Below are 25,054 nucleotides of genomic sequence, written 5' to 3'. Positions count from 1 at the left end.
TACTTTTGAAAGATTATGGAAACAACATTACAGTAACATGACCAGGCTTATACGATCGTCACTTATTGCCGTAGTTATTCTTGCCGGGGTAGCGTTTGGTTTATACTACCTCATTAACCGTGGGGCGGGAACCGAAGCAGTTTTCAGGTCGGTACCTGGCGATGCACTATGCGTAATACAACTTAAGCCAAACGAAGCCAATGCCAACCGCATTCTTAAAAATTTTCTTTTTACAAAATTTAAAAATGTTCCGGGCATGACGGAAGTGAATGCCTTGCTGCAAAAAATTGCGAATGGCGAATCCTCTTCCTCCTCCATCGGCATTATTACACGCAATGACCTGTACATCTCTATACATCAACAAGTGCAGGGAAAGTTGGACTTTATGTATTACCTGCCACAACTTGATATAACCGAAGATCAGGTGCGTAATACAACCGAGGCCATATGGGGCAAAGTTGATAAAGTAGAAAAAAGAAATTTTAATGGTACCGATGTTTTGCAACTTTATATTGGAAAAAGCATTTTGAATTTTGCTTCTTTCAATAATGTGATGGCTGTAAGTTTTAATCCTTTGCTTATAGAAGATGCCATCAGACAATCGAATAATGGCAGCAACAAAGATGATAACACCTGGCGAACTTATTATAACGACAAAAACATATATACTAACGGTGACATTCAAGTGTATGTGCAACATGCCAACTGCCATATCATTTGGCAGCAACTATTTAAAAACGCCATTCCTGATGTTTCCTTTGGCAACTTTGCCTCCTATATGGCAGAGGTAGACGAATATCATCTTACACTTGCCGGAAATACAGCTTATGATGCATCCTCCTTTCTTTCAATATTCCAGGGGCAAAAAGAAACAAACAATGGCGCCTTTAATGCGCTGCCTGCAAATGCCGCCTGGTGTAAAAGCTATGCTTTTACCGATAAAAATTTGTTGCAAACCGCTGTAAGTAATGTGTATAGGCAAAACGGTGCTTATCAGAAAGCGTTACAAACGGTAACGGCTGCCACACCCAAAGGTGCCCAAAGCATTGATGCATTGCTCAATGAAATGATTGACAACGAAATCAGCCTGATTGCCCTTGAAGCACAACACAACGGAAACGGCAATGGACTTGTTGCTGTTATTGCAAACGAAAATGCGCGTTCGCGCATTTTCAGGCTTATTCAATATGCCAAGAAGAATGCACCGGTGCAACTTGAATCGGAAAAATATAAAGAAAGTAATCTCGTAAAATTACCTGAGTGCAATGCATTGCAGGTGCTATTTGGAAATGATTTTGCTGGCATCACACAAAACTATGTGGCTAACGTAGGCGAATTTCTGGTTGTTGCCAATCAACTTTCTGACCTCAAAACGTATATAGAAACCGTAAAAGCCAATCGTTTAATAAAACAGGAAAACGAATTTGAACTTATCAGTTCTAAAGTGAATGCCAATTGCAACTACCTTATTTATGTAAACACAGATATGGCATTGAACAACCTGGAGCCTACGCTAAACGAAACCTGGAAATCTAATTACCAGGCATATCAAATGCAATTAGAAACAAGCGGCATGTTCTTTTATACTGCACAAGCTAAGGAAACATACTGCGCATCGGAAGCAACTGTGATTAGCTCGCGTGCCATTAAAGATATTCTATACACACGCTTCACTTCTGATATGCCTGAGGTTAATTCGTCCTATATCAGCTATGTGAAAACCGACAACGATTCTATTCATTTAATAGCACTGCAAGACACTTTGGACAATATTTTACTAGTGAATAATAAAGGCGCAATTGAACATCGAATTCACTTTAATGATAAAATAAAAGGCGATATATATTGCCTCGATTTAAATCAAACCGGAAATTATCATCTTTTATTTAATACCGATACGTTACTGTATGTTATCAATTTGAGTGGTATGACCATGGAAGGTTTTCCAAAACGATTACCAGCTCGTGCTTCTGCTTCGTTAAGTGTATTCGACTTTTCTGAATCGAAACAATATCGCATCTACATGCCTTGCGAAAATGCCAATGTCTATTGCTACACCTCATCGGGAATACCTATTCAGGAATGGAACTACCAAGCCTCAACCCAATTAACGGAGCCCCTAACCGAAGTAGTATGTAATAATGGAATTTGGCTTAAATCGGTTGATGTACAAAACAGAATTGTACAAATAGATAAACTTACCGGTGCCCTGCTTGATGGAATGCCATCAGGAGCAATGGTAAAGAACAATTCTCAGATATTGATAGATGCAAAAAATTGCGCCATCGAATATTTGGATACCACGGGTATCCTGATGCGAATAAATAAAGAAGGAATTACTGCCGAAGTACCATTAATTGGAATGCCTTATACGTATGTTATTACTGCCGAGCTTGAGGCTGAAGGCAATACGTGCTATGTGACTATTGATGATCAGAGTATAAGTGCTTATACCCTTGCTAACGATGAGCTATTTCATACCAAATCGGCTAACATATATGCCATGTGGCTTGGCGTTGCACAAAGCGAAAACAATAACCGCTATGTAGTATGGCTAAATAATGAAAAGAATAAATTGTTTATGGCTGATGCAAGCGGAAAAGAAATTAAAGGCAGCAACATGGATTGTAACGGTATCCCTATACTATGCGAACTGAATAATGATGGCAATACCGATATTTTGATTTTATCGGGCACTACGTTGAAAGTAATTTCATTAAAATAAATTATTTACGCTCATATTTCCAGTTTTTTCCTTTCCCTTCGTTAAGCCATTCTATGGCTTGTTCAATTCGCTTGTTGCGAGTGGCTTCGGTCTTAGCTTCGTTTATCCAACCGGCATATTCATTGCGATGCGAGAGGCTGAAATCATGAAACACTTGCAATGCTTTTTTTGTTTTTGATAGTGCTTTCAAAAAATCAAGATGCAAAGGCAGTTCTGCCTTTGTAACTTTAGGTTTGGGTGGTGGCTTTATTCCCTTATCAATAATCTCAATAGATTCTTTAATAAATGCTTGTAGTACCTTTTTAGATGGCAACTCATTGATGCTGCTAATTTTTCCGAACTGTCCCATGGCTTTGTCGTTGTCATCTACTTGAGGCAACTTATTTTTACTAAACAGGGGTGCTTTCCAAAATCCCAAGGCACAGTGCTTTTTAAACGATGCCATGTGACAAAGGTTGTCATTCTTATAAACAAAAAATGGCATACCCCACTTCGACTTTTCTTCAATTTCAGGGCAGCTATCATGCATTACATCGCGCAGGTAAGTAAGTATTGGGCGGGCAAATACCTCTGACTTACTTATATAATTATCAAAAGTTACAGTTCTTTTTCCCATACGAATAGTGTTTATTTACGAGCCCAAATTAATAAACTACTTAGTTAATCTTCACACATTTTTTTCAAATGAATACGAAAAAACAAATTGACGATATCATTATCCGCTTACAGAAAGCAAGCACACCGGAAGGGATTGCAGCGTTTAAAAAATTTATTCCTGGCGAAGTAACACCAATAGGTGTGCGCATGCCTGTAATAAATCAACTAGCCAAGGAGTTAAATACACAATTAAAATCAGACAAGGAAGATGCCCTTGCTTTGGCTGAGCAATTATGTCTTACTACTTATCCCGAAACACAAATACTTGCGGCCAAGATTCTTGAAAAAGCCGGAAAAAAAAATCCTGCACTTACTTTAAAAATAGTTGAACAATTTTCGGGTAGTATAAATAATTGGGCGGTGTGCGATGCCTTTGGCATGCAGGCTTGCAAGGGAATTGTAAAAACACATTTTGATGAAATAACAAAATTGTCAGGAAGATTAATTGTTTCAGAAAATTTATGGCAACGCAGGCTTGCCATTGTTTTGATGGAATACTATACCAGAGAAAAAGAAAAGCATCCTGCCATAAAAGAACTATTGCTTAAAGTAAAAGGTGATAAGGAGTACTATGTAAAAAAAGCAGTGGTATGGATTGAACGCAACTTCGAAAAAGGGAAATAAAAAATAGCCGCGCATTGCATAAAGAATTTTTATTGCAGCACTTTGCAAATTAGAGCACGATATAATTTGACCTTTTCGATGATGCATACCGCGCCTCAACAGCTTGTTTAATTAAGGTTGCTTACGTGCATAAATGAAGTTTATTTAGGAAGAAGCATTCTATTAATAATAGTCAAATGGAGGCATTAAATCTGAAACAAAATTTTACTTTCAAACTTTAAAAAAATTACCTTTGCCGTAGTTAAAAAGAAATTCATAGAATAGTTATGGGTCGTCAGATATTGCTTAATAACATACATAATCCTGCCATTACCGGCATTGAAGGATACACACAATTTGGTGGCTACACCAACCTGCGCAAGGCTTTCAATATGAAACCGGAAGAAATAGTTACCGAGGTTCAAAAGTCAGGATTGCGCGGCCGTGGTGGTGCAGGTTTTCCTACCGGAATGAAATGGAGCTTTATAGCAAAGCCTCCGGGAGTGCCACGTTATCTTGTTTGTAATGCTGACGAAAGTGAACCCGGAACTTTTAAAGATCGCTATCTTATGCAGCGTAAGCCACATATCCTTATTGAGGGTATGATTATTTCGAGTTTTGCTCTGGGCGCCAACACTTCGTACATTTATATCCGGGGCGAAATGATGCATCAGTTTCATATTTTACAAAAGGCCATTGATGAAGCATATACAGAAGGTTACCTGGGAAAAAATATTTTGGGAAGCGGATTCGACCACGATTTGCATGTACATTGCGGTGGAGGGGCTTATATATGCGGAGAAGAAACTGCACTGATAGAATCGCTCGAAGGAAAGCGTGGCAATCCCCGTATTAAACCTCCTTTTCCTGCGGTAAAAGGATTATGGGACTGCCCCACCGTAGTAAATAATGTAGAAACCATTGCAGCGGTTGTACCTATAATAGAAATGGGAGGCGATGAGTATGCAAAAATCGGTATTGGCAAATCAACAGGTACAAAATTGATTTCGGCATCGGGGCATATAAACAAACCGGGAGTTTACGAAATTGAGTTAGGCTTGCCTGTAGAAGAATTTATTTATAGTGACGAGTATTGTGGTGGCATTCGCAATGGAAAAGAATTGAAAGCAGTTGTTGCCGGAGGTTCAAGCGTGCCCGTGCTGCCAAAAAATTTAATTTTAAATACAGCAAATGGAGATCCACGACTTATGTCCTACGAAAGTCTTGCTGATGGAGGTTTTGCAACAGGCACCATGCTTGGCTCGGGAGGATTTATCGTTATGGATGAAGACACAAGTATTGTAAAAAATCTCTGGAACTTCACACGCTTCTATCACCACGAAAGTTGCGGGCAATGTAGCCCTTGCCGCGAAGGCACAGGATGGATGGAAAAAGTGCTGCACAAATTTATTCATGGTCATGCAACTATTAGTGATATCGATTTGCTATGGGATATACAAAGCAAAATAGAAGGAAAAACTATTTGTCCACTTGGCGAAGCCGCAGCATGGCCCGTAGCAGCAGCTATCAGGCATTTCCGCCCTGAGTTTGAAGAGTATGTGCGCAATCATGGCAAGGCAGATGTAAAACACTATTATCGTTTGAATAATTTAGTAGAAGCATAAGCCGCCTAAAGGCATTTTTCTTTTTTATTATCCTTTGCAATACTAGTAAGTTGCTGTAATAGCAAACATTGTATTCCTTTTACCAATGTATAATAAATTGACAACTGTACTTTTTAGGAATACATAAAATTGATTGCAGAATATAAATTACACCAAAAGATTTCTCTTTAAAACTTAGCAGCAAGGCGAAGAGTAATTACCTCTTTAAGCTGCATGCGAGGCCCCTCTCCTATTTGTTCGCGCACACCATTCACTTCATCAAATACAGCCACAGCAATGTTATCGTCATAGATCATATCTAATGTCAACCCGGCACTCATGTATTTGTTTACATTAAAAGTAAGTTGAATTTGCGTAGTAATATCTATGTTTTGTGGGTCTTCGGCATAATTACTAAAGAGGTCAGTCTTGTTTGTAAAGATGATATTCTTAAAAATTTCTTTTCGATAATAAAATTTAAGATAAGCCCCATACTCATTTCGCCAACGTTTTCCTTCATCAAGACCAAAATCAATCTCGTTTACCATGGTATCGGTCACAATGGTTGATTTGCCGGTAATGGGGGCCAAAAGCAATCGCAGGTTTTTATTGGGTTTATGTTCTATCCCCATGGCAATTTTTACAAAAGCAGGCGCTGCAAAATTCGAAATTCTTGTACTATCATCAGGAAAATTGTAACCCCTGTCAAATTGCGAAAGTCCATTTACCATAACGGTGTAATACCAATTGGTTTGTTTTTCGCGATAACCGAACGATGAGTTAATCTCCATGCGGTCATCATTTTTACGAACTCCAAATTGTGAGGTTCTGATAAATCCATACGCCACATCCATGTAATTATCCCAGGTAGCCTTTTTCTTTTCATAATTGGCATACAAATTCAGTAATCCGGTTACGGCCAGGGAGTTTTCGCCTCCGGCACTCCAATTACTGTATGCTGCTTGTACAAACTGCACTCCACCTACTCCACCCTTATTCCAAATTTTGGTTGGATCCTTCTTTGGTGCAAGCATAGTGCTATCGGTTTGACTATAGCCAAGGTTGGATAAAAATAAAACTAATACAAAAAGAATTAAAGGTAGTTTCATCATAGAAAAAAGTGATTAACGGTGGCGAAAATACAAATTGAATTCAAATTGATACCACTCAATAAAAAAGGCGCAGAAATCATATCTATGATTTGTTTCTGTTAGTCCAATTTGCCAATAAAAAAAGAAGATCGAAGATTCATTTTTTAAAATACATTTGCCCCTAAAATAAGCACATATGGAATATAATACAGCGCGTAACCATCTTATCATACCAGAATATGGACGCCACATACAACACTTTGTAGAAGATACATGTAAAATTGAGGATCGCGATGAGCGCAACAAGCGTGCGCAATATATTGTAAATGTAATGGGTGCTCTATTACCACATTTACGTGATATTACCGACTTTAAACATAAACTTTGGGATCACCTCTTTATAATAAGCGGCTTTAAACTTGATGTAGATTCACCATATCCGGTTCCTACAGAAAAAGCATTAAAGGTAAAACCCAAAAAGCCAAGTTACCCCACTTACAAAATCAGATGGGCACATTATGGTAAGAACGTTGAAAAAGTGATTGGCGAAATCATACAACTGGAAGAAGGCGCTGCACGACAAAAACTAACGGTAGACCTTGCCAACTTTATGAAAATATTGTATGTAACCTGGAACAAAGAAAACGTAGAAGACCAATTAATAATTGATCAACTAAAGGAGCTATCGAATGGCAAGCTGCACCTAAGTGATAATTACAGGTTGCAGGAAATAAAGGATGTACAAGCTGCTGCAAGCAGTATTTCAAAAACTTCTAAACGCACCATAAAAGAAAAAGCACCCAGGCGAGAAATGCAAAATGGTGGAAAGCGCTACGGCCCTAAAAAGAAAAGGTAAAACTAATTTACATGCGCATAGCAGTATTTCCGGGTTCGTTCGATCCTATTACCATAGGACATCAGGATATTATAGAGCGCGCCAGCACCTTGTTTGATAAAATGATAGTAGGCATAGGCACGAATGCCAACAAGCAACACATGTTTACCCTGGAACAGCGTGTTAGCTGGATAGAAAAAACATTTGAGGCGAACTCCAATATTTCGGTTGCTGCTTATTCAGGACTTACCATTGATTTTTGTAAAAAAAATAATGCAAACTATCTGGTAAGAGGTTTGCGCTCATTTACTGATTTTGAATACGAAAGTGCCATTGCACAAATGAATCATAAAATGTCGCCAGTTATCGAAACTATTTTTATGCTAACCAAACCTGAGTATGATGCTATAGCGAGTACCATTGTTCGCGATATTATTCGCAACGGTGGCGAAGTAAAGCAGTTTTTGGCAAGAGGGGTAAGTTTGGGTGTGTGATTTTTGTTTAATCACATTTACGATAGATAATTTGTTTGGTTAGGATGGGAGAAATAAACCTCACCTCTTCCCCTCTCCTTGAGGAGATGGGTGGAATGCACGCTTGAGGGCTTTGGGTCTAAAAAGGAAATTTTTTGATACTGTAGAGGCAAATAGAATTTTACTAACGGTGGGTGTATACTATGTGATAAATTAGTTTTGGAATTGTGGCAATTGGATTCGAACTGGAATAAATTAAAAGAACGACAACTGCAAACACTAAAAATATGTCCCTTGCATTAGGTAAATGTTGCTTACAACATTTTGTAAAACGATAAATGAAGATGAAGTTTAGGTTAATGTACTTGGAGATTTTGTTGATGGTACAAATGAGTAAACGTTTTATAATGCACATGTATGGTGTCACGATCTGCAAGCGCGGCTCGAGCGGTGACAAGAAAAATAATGCTTCGTGCTTTAGGAAGAAATTACTGAGCCAATGTGCCACAATCTGTTGGGCACATAGATTGTGATTTGTAAATACCTGAACCGCCATCAATTATTGTGGCTGCAGTATTGCCAGACTCTACTACCAACCTGATCACCGTATCACGTTCGTTCACAATTTCAGAGCCCATATACCAGAAAACACCTTTGGCTGTGGCATTGCGAGCCCACAGTTGATCAAAAACCGATTTACTAATGTAGCCCCCTTTTTGCTTCTTGCCGGGATTCCATCTGATGTAATTATTAATTAAAACTTTTGCATCGGCCGAGCTAATGTTGCGTCCACCAGATGCCGCTTCTTCTTGCGGAGCAAGTGGCTCAGGATTTTCGCTTTTTACAAATGCGGCAAAACACAAAATAACGAACCCAATGGCAAACAGATTGCGAATGAAGTTGAAAGCCATAATTGATTTTGATTTGTTCATTTCAAATAGATTTTAGAGGTTAATAGTGCGCAAGTTACTATTTATTTAAAAACCAACACAAGCAAATGCCAATGTCTATATTAAGCAACTATTTAGTAATTCGCTCTAAAACAAAGTACATATCAATTTCTCCCTTGTTTTTTGCCGATACCTTTCCGCGGTATTCACACCTGAAATAATCTTTGATAAGCTCATACGTTTGTCCTGAAATATTTATTCTGCCTGGTGCGCCACTGCTTTCCATGCGCGATGCGGTGTTTACCGTATCGCCCCATATATCGTAAGCAAACTTCTTAAAGCCTACAATGCCGGCAATCACCGGTCCCGAATGAATACCTATACGAATATCAAATGATTTTTTATTGGGCAAGTTGGCAAGTCCCCGCTTACGTTTTTGAATAAAATCCTGAATCTCGATTGCGGCATTTACCATCGCGATTGCATGCAATTTATTTTCAATAGGCAGTCCGCATGCAGCCATGTAGCTATCGCCAATTGTTTTAATTTTTTCAATCTCATACTTTTCTACAATGTTATCAAAGGCCTGAAAACATAAATCAATTTCGGCAACTAATTCGGCTGGTGTTAACTGCTCTGCTATGCCGCTAAAATTTTCGAAATCGGTAAACATCACCGTTACATCGTTATACAAAGTGGCCTCGCTTTTTCCGGTATCTTTTAGTTCCTGAGCAGTTTTAAAGGGTAAAATATTAAGGAGCAACGAATCGGAGCGCTCCTTTTCCATGGTAATCAAATTATTTTTTTCTCGTAACTCCAATGTTCTCTCATCTACTTTAATTTCAAGCATGCGATTTTGTTCGCTTATAAATACGGCCTTCTCTTCAGCTTGTTTCAGCGCTTCTTCCTGCGCCTTTATTTTTTCGATGCGCTCGTTTTCGAGTTGCTTCGTGTTTTCTATTGATTGCAAAACGAAACGTATGTTGGCCAATGTTTTTCGAGTGTCGTTTCAAAATCAACAAAATCGATGGGCTTGGTAAGAAAATCGTATGCACCCGCATTCATGGCAGCACGTATGTTTTTCATATCGCCATAGGCAGATATTACTACCGACATAATGGTACGATTGATTTCCTTAATCTTATTGAGCAAGGTAATTCCATCCATACCAGGAAGATTGATATCGGTTACTATCAAATAGATATCTTCTATAGAGCGCAGTTTCTCCAGCGCTTCGTTTGCATTCAAAGCAAATTCGAAAGTAAAAACGTCTGCCTTAATCTGCTTGCGGAAGCGCTGATTAATCAGTGATTGCATATCTTGCTCATCATCAATCACTAATATTCTGTTTGCCATTTCTATTAAAAATTACTTTGTCAGTTTAGTTTTCACAATATCATAGTCAACCGGCTTATGTATAAAATCATCGGCTCCCAAATCTATCGCCCGTTGCAAGTTTGTATGATCGCCATAGGCCGAAACAAGATATACTTTAAGTTGCGGAAACTTTATTTTTATCGATGAAAGCAATTCGAAACCTGACATACCCGGCATATTAATATCAGAAAAAACCATTACAATATCCATGGGGTGCAAATCACTTAAAATCTTTATGGCCTCTTCGCCCGACATAGCAAATAATGGCTCCATGCTTCCGCTTTTTATCTCTTTACGGAATCTTTGTTTAAATAAATCCTGAGCATCCCACTCATCATCTACCACAAGTATTTTCATCTTCCTAGGTTTTTAAAACAGGCAATTCGATTATAAAATTAGTATATGCACCTTCTACCGAGTCGGCTACGATGCTTCCCTTATGAGCTACCACAATATCGTAACAAATGCTTAAACCCAAACCGGTACCTTCACCGGTAGGCTTTGTAGTAAAAAAGGGCTCAAATATTTTTTGCTTTATCTCTTCGGGTATGCCCGGCCCATTATCTTTAATTTCTATTCGCACAGCATTATTTATTACAGATGTTTTAATCTCAACCCGCGGATCATTGCGATTGGCAACCGCATACATTGCATTATTGAGCAAGTTGAGCAAAACACGGCTTATATCCTGTGGCTCTAACCGCACTTCGGGTAAATCCATTTGCAAGGATCTAACCAGGGTGCATTTATAATTTGGATTATTAGCACGCATACTTTGGTATGTAAACTCGAGGTAATCATCACACAGTTTATTTAAATCGGTAAGCTTACGCTGACCGGTTCCGGTGCGCGAATGCTGCAACATGTTTTGCATTATTTTATCGGCACGCGTTCCATGATAATATATTTTATCAATGTTTGACTTTACATCTATCAATAAATCTTTCTTCTCATCTTCATCGTTGCTTGCAGTAAAATCATCAATAAGTTCCTTTGAAACACTAGAGAAATTGATAACAAAGTTGAGCGGGTTTTTAATTTCGTGTGCAATGCCTGCTGTAAGTCGACCGAGCGAGGCCATTTTTTCGGAATGCAATAATTGGTCTTGGGCAGATTTAAGATTAGATAATGCCAGGGCCAATTCTGCATTTGATTCGCTTAACTTGGTATAGGCAATCTTGATTCGCTTTGTTTTATAGTACCAGTTAAAAGCATACAATACCAGCATAATGGCTACAGCTATAAGTGCTATGCGCACAACCTTGTCTACTTCAAGTTTCTTATTCAACAATAGTATTTCTGATTTTTGTTTCTCCAGTTTATTCATGTTTTGCAAACTTGCTATAGCCCGCGAATTATGTAAGGTAAAAATCGAATCTTGTATTTTGTAATATTCCTCTTGAAACAAAAGTGCCTTATCATATTTTTTAATCAACTTATACAATTCGGCTATAGGTTTAGTTATCTTCAGCATAAGCGTAAGGTTATTCAATTCGCTGGCCGATTTGTAAGCTAAACTATAATAACTTTCGGCTCGTTCATAATCATTATCTAATAAAGCTGCTTTACCATAAAATAAATTACACATAGCTTCAACATCTTTTTGTGGGTTACCTAGTAAATACAATTTGCAGGTATCAAGATTATTAAGAGCAAGGTTTTTGTTTTTTACTTCCAGATACAAATTTGCTAATCCTAGTCTGGCTTCCATTACCCGCTGTGTATTATTTATTGTTTCAAATTCTTTCAATGCTTGTTTCAGCATTTTTTCGCCATTGGAATAATCCTTGTCTTCGAAGCTTGCAAGACCTGAGAGATAATTACACGTTGCCGAATTCAACGTATCGCCTATGATTAATAAATCGCGGGCACCCGTTTCAAAGTATGGCAATGCTTCGCTCCATTGCTTTTGAGTATAAAGTACAATTCCCAATTGCATTTGTGTAAGTGCAAAATATTTTTTGTCGTTTAGGTTTCTAAATAATATAGAAGCAACTGTAAAATTCTCCATGGCTGCAGGATAGTTTGCCTGCGACAAATAGTATTTTCCCAATAAATAGTTGGCACGTCCTTTACCAAAATCATAATTGATTTGCCTACTCAATTCATTTGCCTTGCTTAGTACTGTTATTATTCTTTCGCTGCTTGCATTTGTTTTTATGGCCTGTATTCCTTGCTCGAGCAATTTGTTTATCTGTGCAGTGTCGGGCTTTATATTGCTCATTGCATTTATGCCAAGCGTGTCAGAAGCCAATGCAAATGTTATGCACAGAAAAGACATAACAATGCTAATCGAAATAATTAAAAATAGGTGCGAAAAATATTTGATCATACACATTAAGCCTAATCAGGCAGGTTCGTAAAAATTTACATAGTTATACATCGTGAACAAATGTAAAATTTTTGTTTCCCATTACCAGCTAAAATCAAAATTTAAATAAATATTTCTGTTATGCACTCCTGATGCATTGGAATAAGATGGTAAACTGTATCAAATTGTTGGGGCTGAAAATTATTCATTCATTCAATTGATGCACACGTTGGATATAGCAGAGAGACTTGCCCCTAAGCCTCTGTGTTGATTTTTTTTGATGGCCATGTCTATACTTTATTCTAAAAAAACATGAAAACGAAATACAATAGAACGAATACAAAACCCATGTAAGCTTCAACATAAACAAAGCTTTGCAGGAGCATGTTGCATGATATTAAGAAGCTGCTTTTGTGCCAATACAATTAGAGTACTATATTCATTAAACGATGACACTAAAACTTCCTGATAGTGCCTTATGTTGTGCTGGTATATGGTAATAGTAACATGTAAGCCAACCACCTCATTAAATCCGTAATTGAGTATTAATGGTCAAATCAAACATTGCTATTAGCAGTAGAAACTGGTTTAAATTTCACTTATCCGGCTATCCCAAAAAAATAATTAGGCTTTATGTTAATAGTTGCCTAAGTTTGCCATAACTAATCGCCTTAACTTATTTCTAAATAAAAAATTACTAACTAATAAATGACCGATCAATTTAATTGGAAATCGTTTACCTATAGTGTCAATAGCAAGGCTATTGTACCTGTTCTTGGCAACGACTTATCGAACCTGAGACTTAAAAAAAGTAGTATTGAAAAACTGGAATACTATAATGCAATGCTTAGTGCGGGCGAGCAAGTTGGCGATACACTCGAGATAAATCTTTATAAATATCTGGCATTCCGTATTTGGGAAAACTTAAGCAGCAAGCCCCTTGACTTTGACGCCACCATAAATAATGTTGCACGCGGATTGATGGCCCAAAACATTACAGAAAGCGATATTCAACTTGCAATAAAAAATGAAATAAATGCACTTACCAATGAGCAAATAATACTTGACCCTTTTATCAAATTAATATCTATTGGCGGTTTCGAAACCTTTGTTTCGCTCAACTATGATAATTTTCTGGAGCGCGCGTTTGAAGCAGCCGGAAGGTTGGTTAACAAATCGTATAATTTTTCGAATCCGTTTTCAGCTTCGGTAGCATCAGAAAAAAAAGACCCTGCCTTGCCTAAAATTTACAACCTGATGGGCAATATACAGGGAGCAAACTTTGCCATAACGGATGATCAAAGCATCGAGTTCCTTTATATGTTGCAAAATGGAATGGACACCATTGCAAAAGAATTATTTGACGCCATTTCGCAAAAGAGCATGTTGTTTATTGGCAGCAGCCTACCCGATTGGTTTATGCGAATATTTATTCGCATACTATCCAAAGAACCTTTCCGAAGTCAGGTAAAAAAGAAATATGTAGCAGCCAATAATATTTTAAAAGATACGGAGCTTAAGAAATTTCTCGAAAGTAATAACATCAAGGTTATCCCGATAGGACAAAATTTGCAACCCGATACTCAAAATAAATTTTATAAAAATGCGATTGATTTTATAGAGGATGTGCATAATCAGGTAAGCAAAGTAAGCGGCCCACCACCCAACGAAGTTTTATTTAAAGAAGAGATTTTTATCAGTTATAGTTGGACCGACAAATCGCTTGCCGAACGAATGAAAAACGAACTAATGCGTAACGGTGTCAATGTATTTTTTGATGATGATGAATTAAAAACCGGAGAAAAATACAACGATGTAATAATTGAAAAGCTTAAAACATGTGCTTATTTTCTTGTGATTATTTCCGAAAACGCGATAGCCGATAAATCGCGATATGTATATGCCAAAGAATGGACTACCGCTATCCTGTATGAAAAACTGACAAGCAAATCATACATACGCCCATTTATTATAGATGCCACCAAACCTACTGACCCGCGTATTCCCGATGAAATACGTTTGCTTAATATAGAAAGCATTACCAATCTTGATGAACTGCCAAAAACAATTCGCAAGTTTATTTCGGAAAACAACCTTACACCATTAAAATAACTTAAGGAATGCCAGAAAACAATAAAGATACCGCAACCCGTATAGCCATAGACACACAAAGGCCATTTCTTGGATTACGCTCTTTTGAAGAACAAAATAAAGAGCAATACGGAGGCCGCGATATTGAAATTCAGGAAATTTATACCCTGATAAAAAACAATGGACTTACCGTAATATTCGGAAAGTCGGGTATTGGTAAAACATCTTTGATTAATGCCGGGGTTATACCAGAATTGCGCAAGAATTTTTACTACCCAATCTATATACGTATTGATTTTTCATCGGCAAAATCGCCACTAACACAACTAAAAGAGGGAGTGTATGAAAAATTAAAACAAATTGACACATCGGTTGAAGAAGTTGGCAACAAATCTTTATGGGAATATTTCCATAATATAAGGTTGCTTGATGGCTTAATAACTCCTGTGTTGATATTAGATCAGTTTGAAGAAATCTTTACCTTAGGTAAAGATAAACTGCGGGAGGTGCTCGAAATGATTATAGAAGTATCTGACCTTGCCGAAAATCGCATTCCTGCCGAAGTACAAAAAAGATATGCCGACAATGCAACAATGATATCAGCTTCCTTTGCACAACGCAAGTATCATGTAGTATTAAGTTTGCGCGAAGACTACCTTGCTCAATTAGAGAGCTATAAAAGATACATGCCATCTATTGGTCTGTATCGATACCGAATAGTACAAATGACCGCTATGCAGGCATTGGAAGCAGCCACGAAATCATCTAATGGGCTTATAGATAAAGAAGTTGCCATTGAAATAATAAAAAAACTACCTGATGTAACGGAACGTGATTTTGATGAAAAAGCTACCGAGCCCGACAACCAGGAGCGTTTAAAGATAGAGCCCTTTTTGCTGAGCCTTATTTGTTTTCAGATAAATGAAAAACGTATCGAACAAAACTTAGATAATATAAACTTTGAGTTGGTAGCATCATTTAATGTGCAGGATGTTATTAATTCCTACTACAACGATACGGTAAGTCAGTTTAAAGAAAAAGTTCAGGTGGCCTTTGAAGAAACGTTAATTACCGAAAGCGGTTTCAGAAAATTACAATCGTTAGAAGAATTGAAGAAAGAATACGAAGTAGATGAAACCATTTTGGAGGCACTCATTAATAAACGAATTATACGCAAAGAGTTGCGCGATAATGTAGAGTATGTAGAACTTATACACGATGTGCTAAGAGATGTGGTGCGCAAAAAAAGAGAAAAAAGGCGCGAGGAGATTAAGGAAAAAGAAAGGAAAGAAACCATCAGAAAAGCCGTTGAAATTGAAAAGGTAAGGCAAAGAAAAAGACGAAATATATTTATAACAGTTACATTAGTTGGACTACTAGCGTCATCCATAATTTTATTTTACAACATAAAAAATGCTAACGATAAACAACGATTGATGATTTTGGAATTTGCTGGTCGCCTCTTATCAATAGCAAATGGAATAGAAGAAAACTATGGTGACTATCAGAGTGCAGCATTGGTTTCATATGCAGCCTATCGGATTTACGGAAATAATAATGGTGGTGATTTATCACCTTTTTATAATAGCTTTTATAACTCCTTAGAACGTAACAATAAAGTAAAAAGCGTTGGCCCTTATTTTGCGTTTTGTTCAAAACCTGGCAATGGAGTTAGTACTATTAATTTTGCTGGCGACACGGTGCTTGTTGGGTATGCAGATGGAAAAATTTATAAAAAAAGCTGGAGTGATGATAAAGATTCGCTTACGCTATTTTATGATGTAGGTCAAAGAATTACAAGCATTAGCATAAATAAAGGGCTCAAAACGATGGCTGCAGCCGGAACGTTTCAGTATATACAATTGTTCGACTTAACTCAAGATACGAGTCGTTCGGTTCTTATGGGCATTAACTCCGATTTTCTTTACAATAACATTAATGGTAAAACAATTTGTTACAATGAACAAGGTGATTTATTTTTAAGAACCGATAGTTTATTAGCAGGTTGGCAAATGATAGGAGATAATCACAAGTCAATTATATGGGACAAGAGATTAACCATAAAAACAAATAATGGCCAAGTATCGGCTTTGGAAGACACTATAGTTTGGGGAAAAAACCACTTACGGATTAATGGAAAAAAATTTAACTGTGTGGCTGTTGGAAACGAAAAATTAGCTGCAGGAGTGGACTCGGCCATTTATATTATTTCAAAAGATACAATTATAAAAATTACCGATAGCAAACTAGGAATCGTAACATGTGTAGCTTTCGATTCTAATACTGAATTTGCGCTTGCCGGAAATGCAAAAGGCGGATTATGTAAAATTTCGCTTAGCACCTATAAAGTTGAATATAACGCAATTGCTCATGGCAGAATTCAAAGCATTATATGCAGCAACGATAACAAATATATAGTGGCAGGTAGTGCAGATGGTAGTGTAATCATTTTTAATGCAAAAGAAGACTGGTACTTACAAATGCCTTTTATACTAAGGCAAAAGGTTTGCGATGGTGACTTAAATAAAAAGTAAATACACTCACATTTAGTGCTGATAAGAAATACGTACTTGCAGGTTATTATGATGGCACCGTTCTCAAATGGCCTCTAAATATGGACGTGTTGTGGCCTTTAGTGCGTCAACAACTTGATTCAAACCATCAACGTCTTGATCTAAATCTTTGGAATACATACGTATTGCCGGAACTAACCAATAAGTACGGTATAAACGTTGATCAGGATTTTTTAGATAAAATATCGAAGTAGTTATTAAAAAAGTACATTTGTTGATATCAATTATGAAAAAAATAAAAATTATTAATCTCTTGCTTTTCCTTGTAGGATTATTGTTCGGGTTTGGTTCTGTTGCCCAACCTACGGATAGTTGTAAGAATCAAATTAAAAAATATAACACTTTACCTGGTGGTTTAAATTCTACCATCATCACCAACTATCTAAAATGTATGGGTGAACTTGAATTGGAACAAAAGAAATTGAATAAAGAAATTTTATCGTTCGAAACAGAGTTAAAAGCAAAAAAAGCACGTCAGGCTGCTTTGAAACAAGAAAGAAAAAAGGACGACAAAATTAAAAATGACTTAAAGGCTATTCAAGTTGAAAAAAGTAAAATCGAAAATAATTTAAGCCCTCTAAAAAAACAACTGGCTAATGGAAATAATATTTTAGTTTCATCATATAAAAAGATAATAACCTACTACTCTGATGAGGATAATATGACTGAAAAAAATGTTTACGAAAACAAACTCAAGGCAATCGAAAAGAATTAAATCAAACAAAAATAAAATGAAGATTAGAAGTACATACATTTATACAGCAGCCATAATGGTTATATGTTGTGTTTTCAGTGCAACGTTGCATGCACAGGATTGCAATAGTGGATATCAATCTGCGCTTCAGATGTTTCAAAAAGGGCAATATGATTTAGTGCCCGGGGCCACTGTTGCTTGCAGGCAAGATGGTCAGGCTAAAAAGAAAAATGGACAGGCAATTGATGTTGCGTTGGTTACAAGGGTGTATAAATTGGTATACGAGTCCTATATGCGTATTGACAATATTAGCGGTGCTAATAGCGCCCTCGATGAATTGGGAAGCCTTATAGGCAAAGATCGCGAAGGGGCAAAAAGCGCAGTTAATGCAGCTTCATTCTAATCATTTTAATCCTTAGTTTTTAATAGTTGCCAGCATACCATACTTCTGCCCCCACTTTTTAAACAGTGGCCATTATTGTATTTTTTTAAAAGAGAATTTTTAAAAATATCGCTGCAAAGGTTTGGTATTGAAAATTATTGCCGACCCCACCCTGTGTAAAAACTAATTATTACTTAATAAAAACTTTAGCAGCTTGCTTTTACCTTTGCTGCATACTAAAAAGCGCGAATGCCGTTAATTAATATTAACAGTTTAAACCTGAAAGGATTGAGTAAATTTTTTTTCATCTTTTTTATTTGCCTTTGCTTTAACTGGCAATTTGCTTTTGCTCAAAAGCAAAAGTTGCCGGAATTGTGCCCATTATCGGAAAATGCCAAAGCGGTTAAGAATTTTGAGAAAGCCAAAGACGCAAAGAAAGATTTTGATAAGGCAAAAAAATATCTGGAAAATGCTGTAGAGGAGGACACCACGTTTGGTCGTGCATACAAGATGTTGGCGGAGCTTGCCTATACCCATAAAGAATTCCGCTTGATGAAAGAAAATTATGTGAAAGCCATAGCACATTGTCCTGATGCCGGTTGGCAGGCATACTACCGCACGGGGAATTATTTTTTAGAAAATCAAAAGTATACTGAAGCGAACAAGTACCTCAAAGGTGTAAGTGAACAAGGCTGTACTGATGAAAAAATATTAAAAGAAATTGATGAATCCCTCTCAAGAATAAATTTACTGACCCACCCGGTACCTTTTGACCCCAGACCGGTGCAGGGCATTAATACATTCAATCCAGAATACCTGGGTTACCAAAGTGCCGATGGCGAGTTATTTTATTTTACCCGCAGATTTACCGAAGAAAGCAAAGGACTGGTATCGTCACGCGAAGTAGAGAAATTTTGTGTGGCTACAAAAATTGAAGGAAGTGCTTTTAGTGAAGGTAAACCCATGGAACCACCTTTTAATTATAAGGCATTGGATAACGAGGGTGGCCCCTGCCTCAACATTGATAATACGAAAATGTATTTTACCAGAGTTGACAAAGGCAACTTTGATTTATACGAATGCGAATTTGCAAATGGGAAATGGTCGCCCTTTAAAAATTTAAAAAACATAAATCACCCCAAGCAATGGGATGCACAACCAAGCATTAGTCCCGATGGAAAAACATTGTACTTTGCAACATATAGGGATAGCGTTAACATGACCTGCGATATTTACTATTCGGTAAAAAATGAGAAAGGCGAATTTGCAGAAGCGAAGTCGCTTGTGCATGTAAACACAGATGGTAATGAGAAAAGCCCTTTTATGCATCCCGATAACCGCACCTTTTATTTTTCGAGTGATAAACTGCCCGGCCTTGGTGGCTTCGATATTTTTATGGTTAAGATAGATGAAAAAGGCAAATGGGCTAAACCCGTCAATCTTGGCTATCCTATAAATACAGAAGGCAACGAAGTCGGATTTTTTGTAAGCACCAATGGACACAAAGGATATTTTGCAAGTGATAAGCTGCAAGCTGGCAAGGGCAGCTACGATATTTATGAATTTGATTTGTATGATAAAATTCGTCCCGAGAAAGTGCTATTTCTAAAAGGACAATTGACAGATGAAAATAAAGACTTTGTTACCGATGCAAAAATTGAATTAAAAAATGTGCAAACCGAAGAAGTGGTGAAGATAGATGTGGATAGCACGACCGGAAAATATTCGCATGTGGTATTATTCGATAACGATTACCTGCTTACGGTTCGTAAAAAAGATAATGAGTTTAACTCAAACTTCTTTAGTAAGGATGATAGCACCAATTTCTCTCCACAAACAGTTAATGTGGAATTAAAAAACATTAAAGTGGGCGCCAGCTATAACCTGAATAATATTTTGTTTAAAACCAACTCGAGCGAAATAAGCCCACAGTCGGTATTTATGATAGCCAACTTTGCAGCTTACTTAATAGAAAACAAAACGCTCCGAATAGCTATAAATGGTCATACCGATAATCAGGGCAGCGCTTCAGAAAACATGAAACTAAGTGAAGCACGCGCCAAGGTGGTTTACGAGTTACTTATTAAAAACAACATTGCTGCTAACAGGCTTAGCTATAAAGGATATGGCGCTACCCAGCCTGTGGCAGACAATACCAGCGAAGCCGGCAAATCCAAAAATCGTAGAACCGAAATTGTTATTATAGGAAAATAATAGCAAACATAACTGTTATAGTATACCTTCGAGTACCAGTTCCATTTTACTACTGCGCGATCCCTTTATCAGAAAATGAGAATGGCTGTATTTTTTTTGCTGCAAATAATCACGTGCTTGTTTCGAATTGTCAAAAAACTGTGCTGAAATTTTATCTCTATGCTTTGCAAAACGCGATCCTACCAAAATAACTTCTTCCAAATTACATTCCCCCAATAAACTAATGATAGCAAGATGCTCAGCATCTTCATCCTGACCAAGTTCGTACATATCGCCTAACGCAACTATTTTATTATTGTCAAACTTCTGATTGAAATTCTCGATAGCGTGGCGCATGCTTGTTGGGTTAGCATTATAAGCATCCATAATAATTTTGTTACTGCCCCTCTCAATTACTTGACTTCGGGCATTATCAGGCACATAAGAAGCAATGGCTGCATTAATCTTTTCGGCAGGTATCGAAAAATATTTTCCAATTGCAATGGCTGCCATAATGTTTTCAAAGTTGTAAGCACCGGTAAGGCGGGTGTCTATATAATTAATGCCTGGAGTATTTGCAGCCTGCCATTCTACTTGCAGGTATAGGCCAGGTTGCCTGCATTGCCCGCTAATGCTTTGCCAACTGTTGTACCACACCGTGTTTGTATAACTGGCAAGTATGGGCGCAAGATGCGGGTTTGCCGCATTACAAAAAATCACTCGATTATGTAACTGTAGAAAACGATATAATTCTGTTTTACCTTTAATTACGCCTTCAAAACCTCCAAAACCTTCCAGATGAGCCTTGCCCACATTATTTATTAACCCAAAATCGGGCTCGGCAATGTCACAATAGGAAGCAATTTCGCCCTGATGATTTGCCCCCATTTCTACAATGGCCATGTCATGCACCGGAGTTAATTGTAATAGCGTAAGCGGCACACCAATGTGATTATTAAGGTTTCCTCGTGTAGCAAGAGTATTATAGGTAGAACCAAGCACGTTATGCAACAATTCCTTGGTGGTAGTTTTGCCATTACTGCCGGTAATGGCAATAATGCGCGTTTTTAGCTGTCTGCGATGATGTCTGGCCAGTTGCTGCAGGGTAGTCAGCACATCATCTACCAAAAAAACATGGTCACCCATAAGCACCGGTTCATCAATGACTACAAATTTTGCCCCTGCGCCCAATGCTTGATTTGCAAATTGATTCCCGTTAAAATTGGCGCCCTTTAAGGCAAAAAACATACAGCCTTTGGCAATGGTGCGGGTGTCTGTGCCTATCAATCCATTGCATTGAAGGAACGCATGGTAAATTTTTTCTAACATCATTTGATTTATTCGATGGTATTTGGCCTTAATATGCCTGTTATTATTGGCTCAGCAAACATGCATTTTATTCACTTATAAGCATATCGCCATTTATATACTATAGTTTAAAATTTTTCAACATGCATTCAGGTTAATTACTTCTTTTTAAAAATTTCAAAAAAACTTGTGAGAGTAAAGATTTTTGTATTTTCGTTGCCCGAAAAGCAAGGTCTACCTCTTGCATTTTGATTCACAAAAAGATAAACAATTTAAATTCCGTTATGGCAGAAGCGATCACAGCAGAACACACCTCCAAGTCACCTTGGCGCGGTGGAGTATCTCCGTTTAATGTAAGTTGGGGAAAGATATATATGTGGTTTTTCCTTGTTTCCGATGCATTTACTTTTTCAACCTTAATTATTGCGTATGGTGCCTTGCGCCATCGCCACACCGAAATTTGGCCAGCAGCCAGCGAGGTGTTTACCCATTTTCCTTTTGTACATGGTCATATTCAGTTGGCATATGTAGGGTTAATGACTTTTATCCTCATTATGAGCTCGGTAACCATGGTATTGGCAGTAGATGCGGGACATAAACGTGACAACAATGCAGTAAAAATTTGGATGTTTGCTACTATTATAGGCGGAGCAATGTTCGTAGGCTCGCAGGCATGGGAGTGGTATCACTTTATAGTAGGTAGCGAAAAAGGCGCCTATATATTAGCAGACGGACGTTTTGCCCGAACCGATGATTATGAGCCTGGAGTTTTATTTATTCGCGAATCGTTAACCGAACCCGATGCACTTGGACTAATGTATAAAACCCTAAAAATTGAAGGCACTGAAGCGCAGAAACTGATAGCCTCCTCCACTAAGAACATTAAAGGAGCCAACCTTATCGAAAATGAATATGGTCCAACTCCCCTTTTTGCTAACTTCTTTTTCTTTATTACCGGTTTTCATGGATTTCACGTATTCAGCGGGGTTATTATTAACCTTATCATCTACATTAATGTAATTGACGGTATCTATAAAAAACGTGGCCATTACGAACAAGTTGAAAAGGCCGGTTTGTATTGGCACTTTGTAGACCTGGTTTGGGTTTTTGTATTTACCTTCTTCTATCTTGTTTAATCGTTATTAATTTTATTTTATATGTCAGACGGACAACATCACGGATATTATACTGGCGACATTCACAATCAGTTTGTTGAGGAACATCACGATCCCAAAAACAAGGCACGCCTGTGGAAAGTATTTTGGATTCTACTTGCTATAACCGTAGCCGAAGTTATCATTGGTTTCCAAGCTCATTCATGGGGACTTGGTAAGACCCTTCTTATATGGACCTTCGTGATACTTACTATTGTAAAGGCAGGTTACATAGTGCTCGTATTTATGCACCTTGGCGATGAAAAAAAAGCACTTCGCTATACCATATTGCTGCCGTTTGTCCTAATCATTTACTTGATTTTTATTGCGCTAACCGAAATGATATACATGTATAACATGGATAGTTTTTTCAAATAAGCCTGTAATCAATTTTGAATGGGTAAGCCCCAAAGTACTCCCCGAAAAATCTTCTTGATAATAATAATGCTGGTTGTATTGATAGGACCAGCATTATTTTATTTATGGATAATTACCGGAAAAAATAATTACAAGACTTTGCCTTTCCTTGGTTCCTACCAAGTAGTCAGTGGAAATGATAAAGACACCATTCGTTTTACTTTAGCTAATTATACTTTTTTTAGTGTGGAGGATGGGGATTCAATTTCACTAAGCAGCTTTGCTTACAACAAAACCCTGGTTGCAAACTTTGTTGACCTGGCTGTGGCCCAAGCTAAAGATGATATGCGAGCCATGCAGGATATTGCTTATGAAAATAAAAAAGACTCGAAGTAGTTTTCCTAACTCACTTTTTTAATACATCACAAATTAGCCAGGATTCGCTTCATGCCTTGGTAAGGTATTACTATCCCAAAAAGCATCAATGGAAGTTTGCACTATTGCCTCCCGATGAAATGCAAAAAATATCGAAAGAGAATTATTTTAGCCCTGTGGTTTATAAATCGAGCGATAGCCTTTATACCACCAATCCAATGATTATACTTATCGATAAGCATTGGCACCTTCGTGGAAATATGGACGCCACAGACTTGTACGAAGTAAAACGTGCCAAAGAAGAAATCAAAGTTCTGAGGTATGAATATTTTCAGGAACAGAAAATTAAATAAAAAAAAGCCACGACACCCGAAGGTGCGTGGCTTAGCTAAAAAGTTTAACTCTTCTCGTGATTAACTCTCTGCCTTTTTACCAAGAAGCATGATGTCATTTACCTTTATTTCGGTAATGTACTTTTTCTCGCCATCCTTGGTTGTGTAATTTCGGTTTACCAAGCTACCCTCTACGGCAACTTCGCTTCCTTTGGTCAAATACTTCTCAGCTACTTCAGCTTGCTTGCCCCATAATGTAATTGGGTGCCAGTGTGTTTGCTTTTCCCATTTACCATTGGCATCCATGTAGCTCTCGTTTACTGCAATCGAAAAGCGGGCGCATTTCTTATTGCTGTCGAATGATTTGATTTCAGGTGCCTGACCCAAATTTCCAATTAACCTAACACTGTTTCTTAAACTGTTCATTTTTTTAAAATTTAAATTGTTTGACTTTTATTATTTGAATTAAAATTTACTTTTTGTGTGCGACTACATTTATTTTTCTTTAGCAATCGTGTCTTATTTTGGTTTCTCAAAATTGACGATGCAAAGATGTCGCAACCTCATCCCCTAAGCCGGAGTGTAAATGGATGCTTACGTATATAGACGATAGTAAGCGATTTTATACGGATATAAACGGATGTGCTTTAAAACCCAAACGCTTATTAAACAAGCATTCTAGGCACTAACGTTGGCAGTTGTTGTGACTATTCCCACAAATTAAAAAAAAGGAAATTTTTTTCTCAAGACAACTATTTCCGTTCAATTCATACGGTAAGGAACAAGATAAAAGAAATGAAATGTCATTTAATACGCTTCTGAAAGAGATATTTACAAGACCAAAAGTTCATTCCTAATTGATTGTATTTTTCATATAGTTTACAGGTTATATCTTTGGTATCTGCAATTCTTACAGAAATTGTCAATGACATTTTTTCAATTGAATAAGAGACCGATTGTTGATGAAAGGAAATCAGTAATTGTGAAAGAGACACTACGTACAAAAAAAACATATTCGGAGAATAGAAA

23 protein-coding genes are annotated in these 25,054 nt (G+C 37.4%); 14 read left to right on the top strand and 9 right to left on the bottom strand.

All coding sequences use genetic code 11. From position 1 onward, the window contains the following. The first annotated feature begins 37 nt into the window (after positions 1-37). Positions 38-2,725, top strand: a complete 2,688-nt coding sequence (locus tag IPO27_18465) for a hypothetical protein (protein ID MBK8848411.1) — start codon at positions 38-40, stop codon at positions 2,723-2,725. A gap of 1 nt (position 2,726) precedes the next feature. On the opposite strand, the gene IPO27_18460 is transcribed toward IPO27_18465, so the two are convergent. After that, complete coding sequence (locus IPO27_18460; protein MBK8848410.1) at positions 2,727-3,341, bottom strand: YdeI/OmpD-associated family protein; 615 nt, start codon at positions 3,339-3,341, stop codon at positions 2,727-2,729. Positions 3,342-3,409: 68 nt separating this feature from the next. On the opposite strand from IPO27_18460, the gene IPO27_18455 reads away from it, so the two are divergent. Next, entirely contained in the window at positions 3,410-4,006 is a 597-nt protein-coding gene (locus tag IPO27_18455; protein ID MBK8848409.1) for a DNA alkylation repair protein, read from the top strand. Positions 4,007-4,272: 266 nt separating this feature from the next. Next, positions 4,273-5,610 carry an NADH-quinone oxidoreductase subunit NuoF gene (gene nuoF, locus IPO27_18450; GenBank protein ID MBK8848408.1) on the top strand — a complete coding sequence of 446 codons (1,338 nt, stop codon included), beginning with the start codon at positions 4,273-4,275 and terminating at the stop codon, positions 5,608-5,610. Positions 5,611-5,777: 167 nt separating this feature from the next. Here nuoF and IPO27_18445 read toward each other — a convergent pair whose 3' ends face one another. Continuing rightward, complete coding sequence (locus IPO27_18445) at positions 5,778-6,701, bottom strand: DUF3078 domain-containing protein (GenBank protein MBK8848407.1); 924 nt, start codon at positions 6,699-6,701, stop codon at positions 5,778-5,780. 175 nt (positions 6,702-6,876) lie between these two features. On the opposite strand from IPO27_18445, the gene IPO27_18440 reads away from it, so the two are divergent. Next, positions 6,877-7,536, top strand: coding sequence for a DUF4290 domain-containing protein (locus IPO27_18440; GenBank protein ID MBK8848406.1), 660 nt, complete (start codon positions 6,877-6,879; stop codon positions 7,534-7,536). Between the two features lie 11 nt (positions 7,537-7,547). Further along, positions 7,548-8,009 carry a pantetheine-phosphate adenylyltransferase gene (gene coaD, locus IPO27_18435; GenBank protein ID MBK8848405.1) on the top strand — a complete coding sequence of 154 codons (462 nt, stop codon included), beginning with the start codon at positions 7,548-7,550 and terminating at the stop codon, positions 8,007-8,009. Positions 8,010-8,476: 467 nt separating this feature from the next. Here the strand turns inward: coaD and IPO27_18430 are convergent, their stop codons facing one another. The 5 genes from IPO27_18430 to IPO27_18410 all read right to left on the bottom strand — a co-directional run bounded on the left by IPO27_18430 (position 8,477) and on the right by IPO27_18410 (position 12,536). Then, positions 8,477-8,920 carry a hypothetical protein gene (locus tag IPO27_18430; protein MBK8848404.1) on the bottom strand — a complete coding sequence of 148 codons (444 nt, stop codon included), beginning with the start codon at positions 8,918-8,920 and terminating at the stop codon, positions 8,477-8,479. A gap of 88 nt (positions 8,921-9,008) precedes the next feature. Further along, positions 9,009-9,728, bottom strand: coding sequence for an adenylate/guanylate cyclase domain-containing protein (locus tag IPO27_18425; protein MBK8848403.1), 720 nt, complete (start codon positions 9,726-9,728; stop codon positions 9,009-9,011). 107 nt (positions 9,729-9,835) lie between these two features. Next, positions 9,836-10,234: a response regulator gene (locus IPO27_18420; GenBank protein ID MBK8848402.1), complete on the bottom strand. Its 399-nt coding sequence runs from the start codon at positions 10,232-10,234 to the stop codon at positions 9,836-9,838. A 12-nt stretch (positions 10,235-10,246) separates the two neighbouring features. Continuing rightward, positions 10,247-10,612 (bottom strand): response regulator, encoded by a 366-nt coding sequence (locus IPO27_18415; protein ID MBK8848401.1) that lies wholly within the window; start codon positions 10,610-10,612, stop codon positions 10,247-10,249. 4 nt (positions 10,613-10,616) lie between these two features. Further along, positions 10,617-12,536, bottom strand: a complete 1,920-nt coding sequence (locus tag IPO27_18410) for a GHKL domain-containing protein (protein ID MBK8848400.1) — start codon at positions 12,534-12,536, stop codon at positions 10,617-10,619. Between the two features lie 738 nt (positions 12,537-13,274). On the opposite strand from IPO27_18410, the gene IPO27_18405 reads away from it, so the two are divergent. The 5 genes from IPO27_18405 (at position 13,275) to IPO27_18385 (ending at position 20,520) form a co-directional block, all read left to right on the top strand. Beyond that, the gene (locus IPO27_18405; protein ID MBK8848399.1) at positions 13,275-14,678 is read left to right on the top strand and encodes a toll/interleukin-1 receptor domain-containing protein; all 1,404 of its coding nucleotides are present in this window, start codon (positions 13,275-13,277) and stop codon (positions 14,676-14,678) included. 8 nt (positions 14,679-14,686) lie between these two features. Next, positions 14,687-17,191 (top strand): hypothetical protein, encoded by a 2,505-nt coding sequence (locus tag IPO27_18400; GenBank protein ID MBK8848398.1) that lies wholly within the window; start codon positions 14,687-14,689, stop codon positions 17,189-17,191. Positions 17,192-17,456: 265 nt separating this feature from the next. Continuing rightward, a complete protein-coding gene (locus tag IPO27_18395) occupies positions 17,457-17,945 on the top strand; it encodes a hypothetical protein (GenBank protein ID MBK8848397.1) in 489 nt (162 codons plus the stop codon). A 16-nt stretch (positions 17,946-17,961) separates the two neighbouring features. Continuing rightward, positions 17,962-18,327: a hypothetical protein gene (locus IPO27_18390; protein MBK8848396.1), complete on the top strand. Its 366-nt coding sequence runs from the start codon at positions 17,962-17,964 to the stop codon at positions 18,325-18,327. A gap of 267 nt (positions 18,328-18,594) precedes the next feature. Beyond that, positions 18,595-20,520 (top strand): OmpA family protein, encoded by a 1,926-nt coding sequence (locus IPO27_18385; GenBank protein MBK8848395.1) that lies wholly within the window; start codon positions 18,595-18,597, stop codon positions 20,518-20,520. A gap of 15 nt (positions 20,521-20,535) precedes the next feature. On the opposite strand, the gene IPO27_18380 is transcribed toward IPO27_18385, so the two are convergent. Continuing rightward, positions 20,536-21,831, bottom strand: a complete 1,296-nt coding sequence (locus tag IPO27_18380) for a UDP-N-acetylmuramoyl-tripeptide--D-alanyl-D-alanine ligase (protein MBK8848394.1) — start codon at positions 21,829-21,831, stop codon at positions 20,536-20,538. A 260-nt stretch (positions 21,832-22,091) separates the two neighbouring features. Here IPO27_18380 and IPO27_18375 point away from each other — a divergent pair, with 260 nt between their 5' ends. The 4 genes from IPO27_18375 (at position 22,092) to IPO27_18360 (ending at position 24,046) form a co-directional block, all read left to right on the top strand. Continuing rightward, positions 22,092-22,943, top strand: coding sequence for a cytochrome c oxidase subunit 3 (locus IPO27_18375; protein MBK8848393.1), 852 nt, complete (start codon positions 22,092-22,094; stop codon positions 22,941-22,943). Positions 22,944-22,964: 21 nt separating this feature from the next. Beyond that, entirely contained in the window at positions 22,965-23,339 is a 375-nt protein-coding gene (locus IPO27_18370; GenBank protein ID MBK8848392.1) for a cytochrome C oxidase subunit IV family protein, read from the top strand. Positions 23,340-23,405: 66 nt separating this feature from the next. Further along, positions 23,406-23,714 (top strand): hypothetical protein, encoded by a 309-nt coding sequence (locus tag IPO27_18365; GenBank protein MBK8848391.1) that lies wholly within the window; start codon positions 23,406-23,408, stop codon positions 23,712-23,714. A 119-nt stretch (positions 23,715-23,833) separates the two neighbouring features. Next, entirely contained in the window at positions 23,834-24,046 is a 213-nt protein-coding gene (locus IPO27_18360; GenBank protein ID MBK8848390.1) for a hypothetical protein, read from the top strand. A gap of 60 nt (positions 24,047-24,106) precedes the next feature. On the opposite strand, the gene IPO27_18355 is transcribed toward IPO27_18360, so the two are convergent. Continuing rightward, positions 24,107-24,451 (bottom strand): single-stranded DNA-binding protein, encoded by a 345-nt coding sequence (locus IPO27_18355; GenBank protein MBK8848389.1) that lies wholly within the window; start codon positions 24,449-24,451, stop codon positions 24,107-24,109. Positions 24,452-25,054 lie beyond the last annotated feature (603 nt).

Source organism: Bacteroidota bacterium, assembly GCA_016714535.1.
Lineage (GTDB): Bacteria > Bacteroidota > Bacteroidia > AKYH767-A > OLB10 > JADKFV01.
This window is presented reverse-complemented; position numbering and strand designations above follow the sequence as displayed.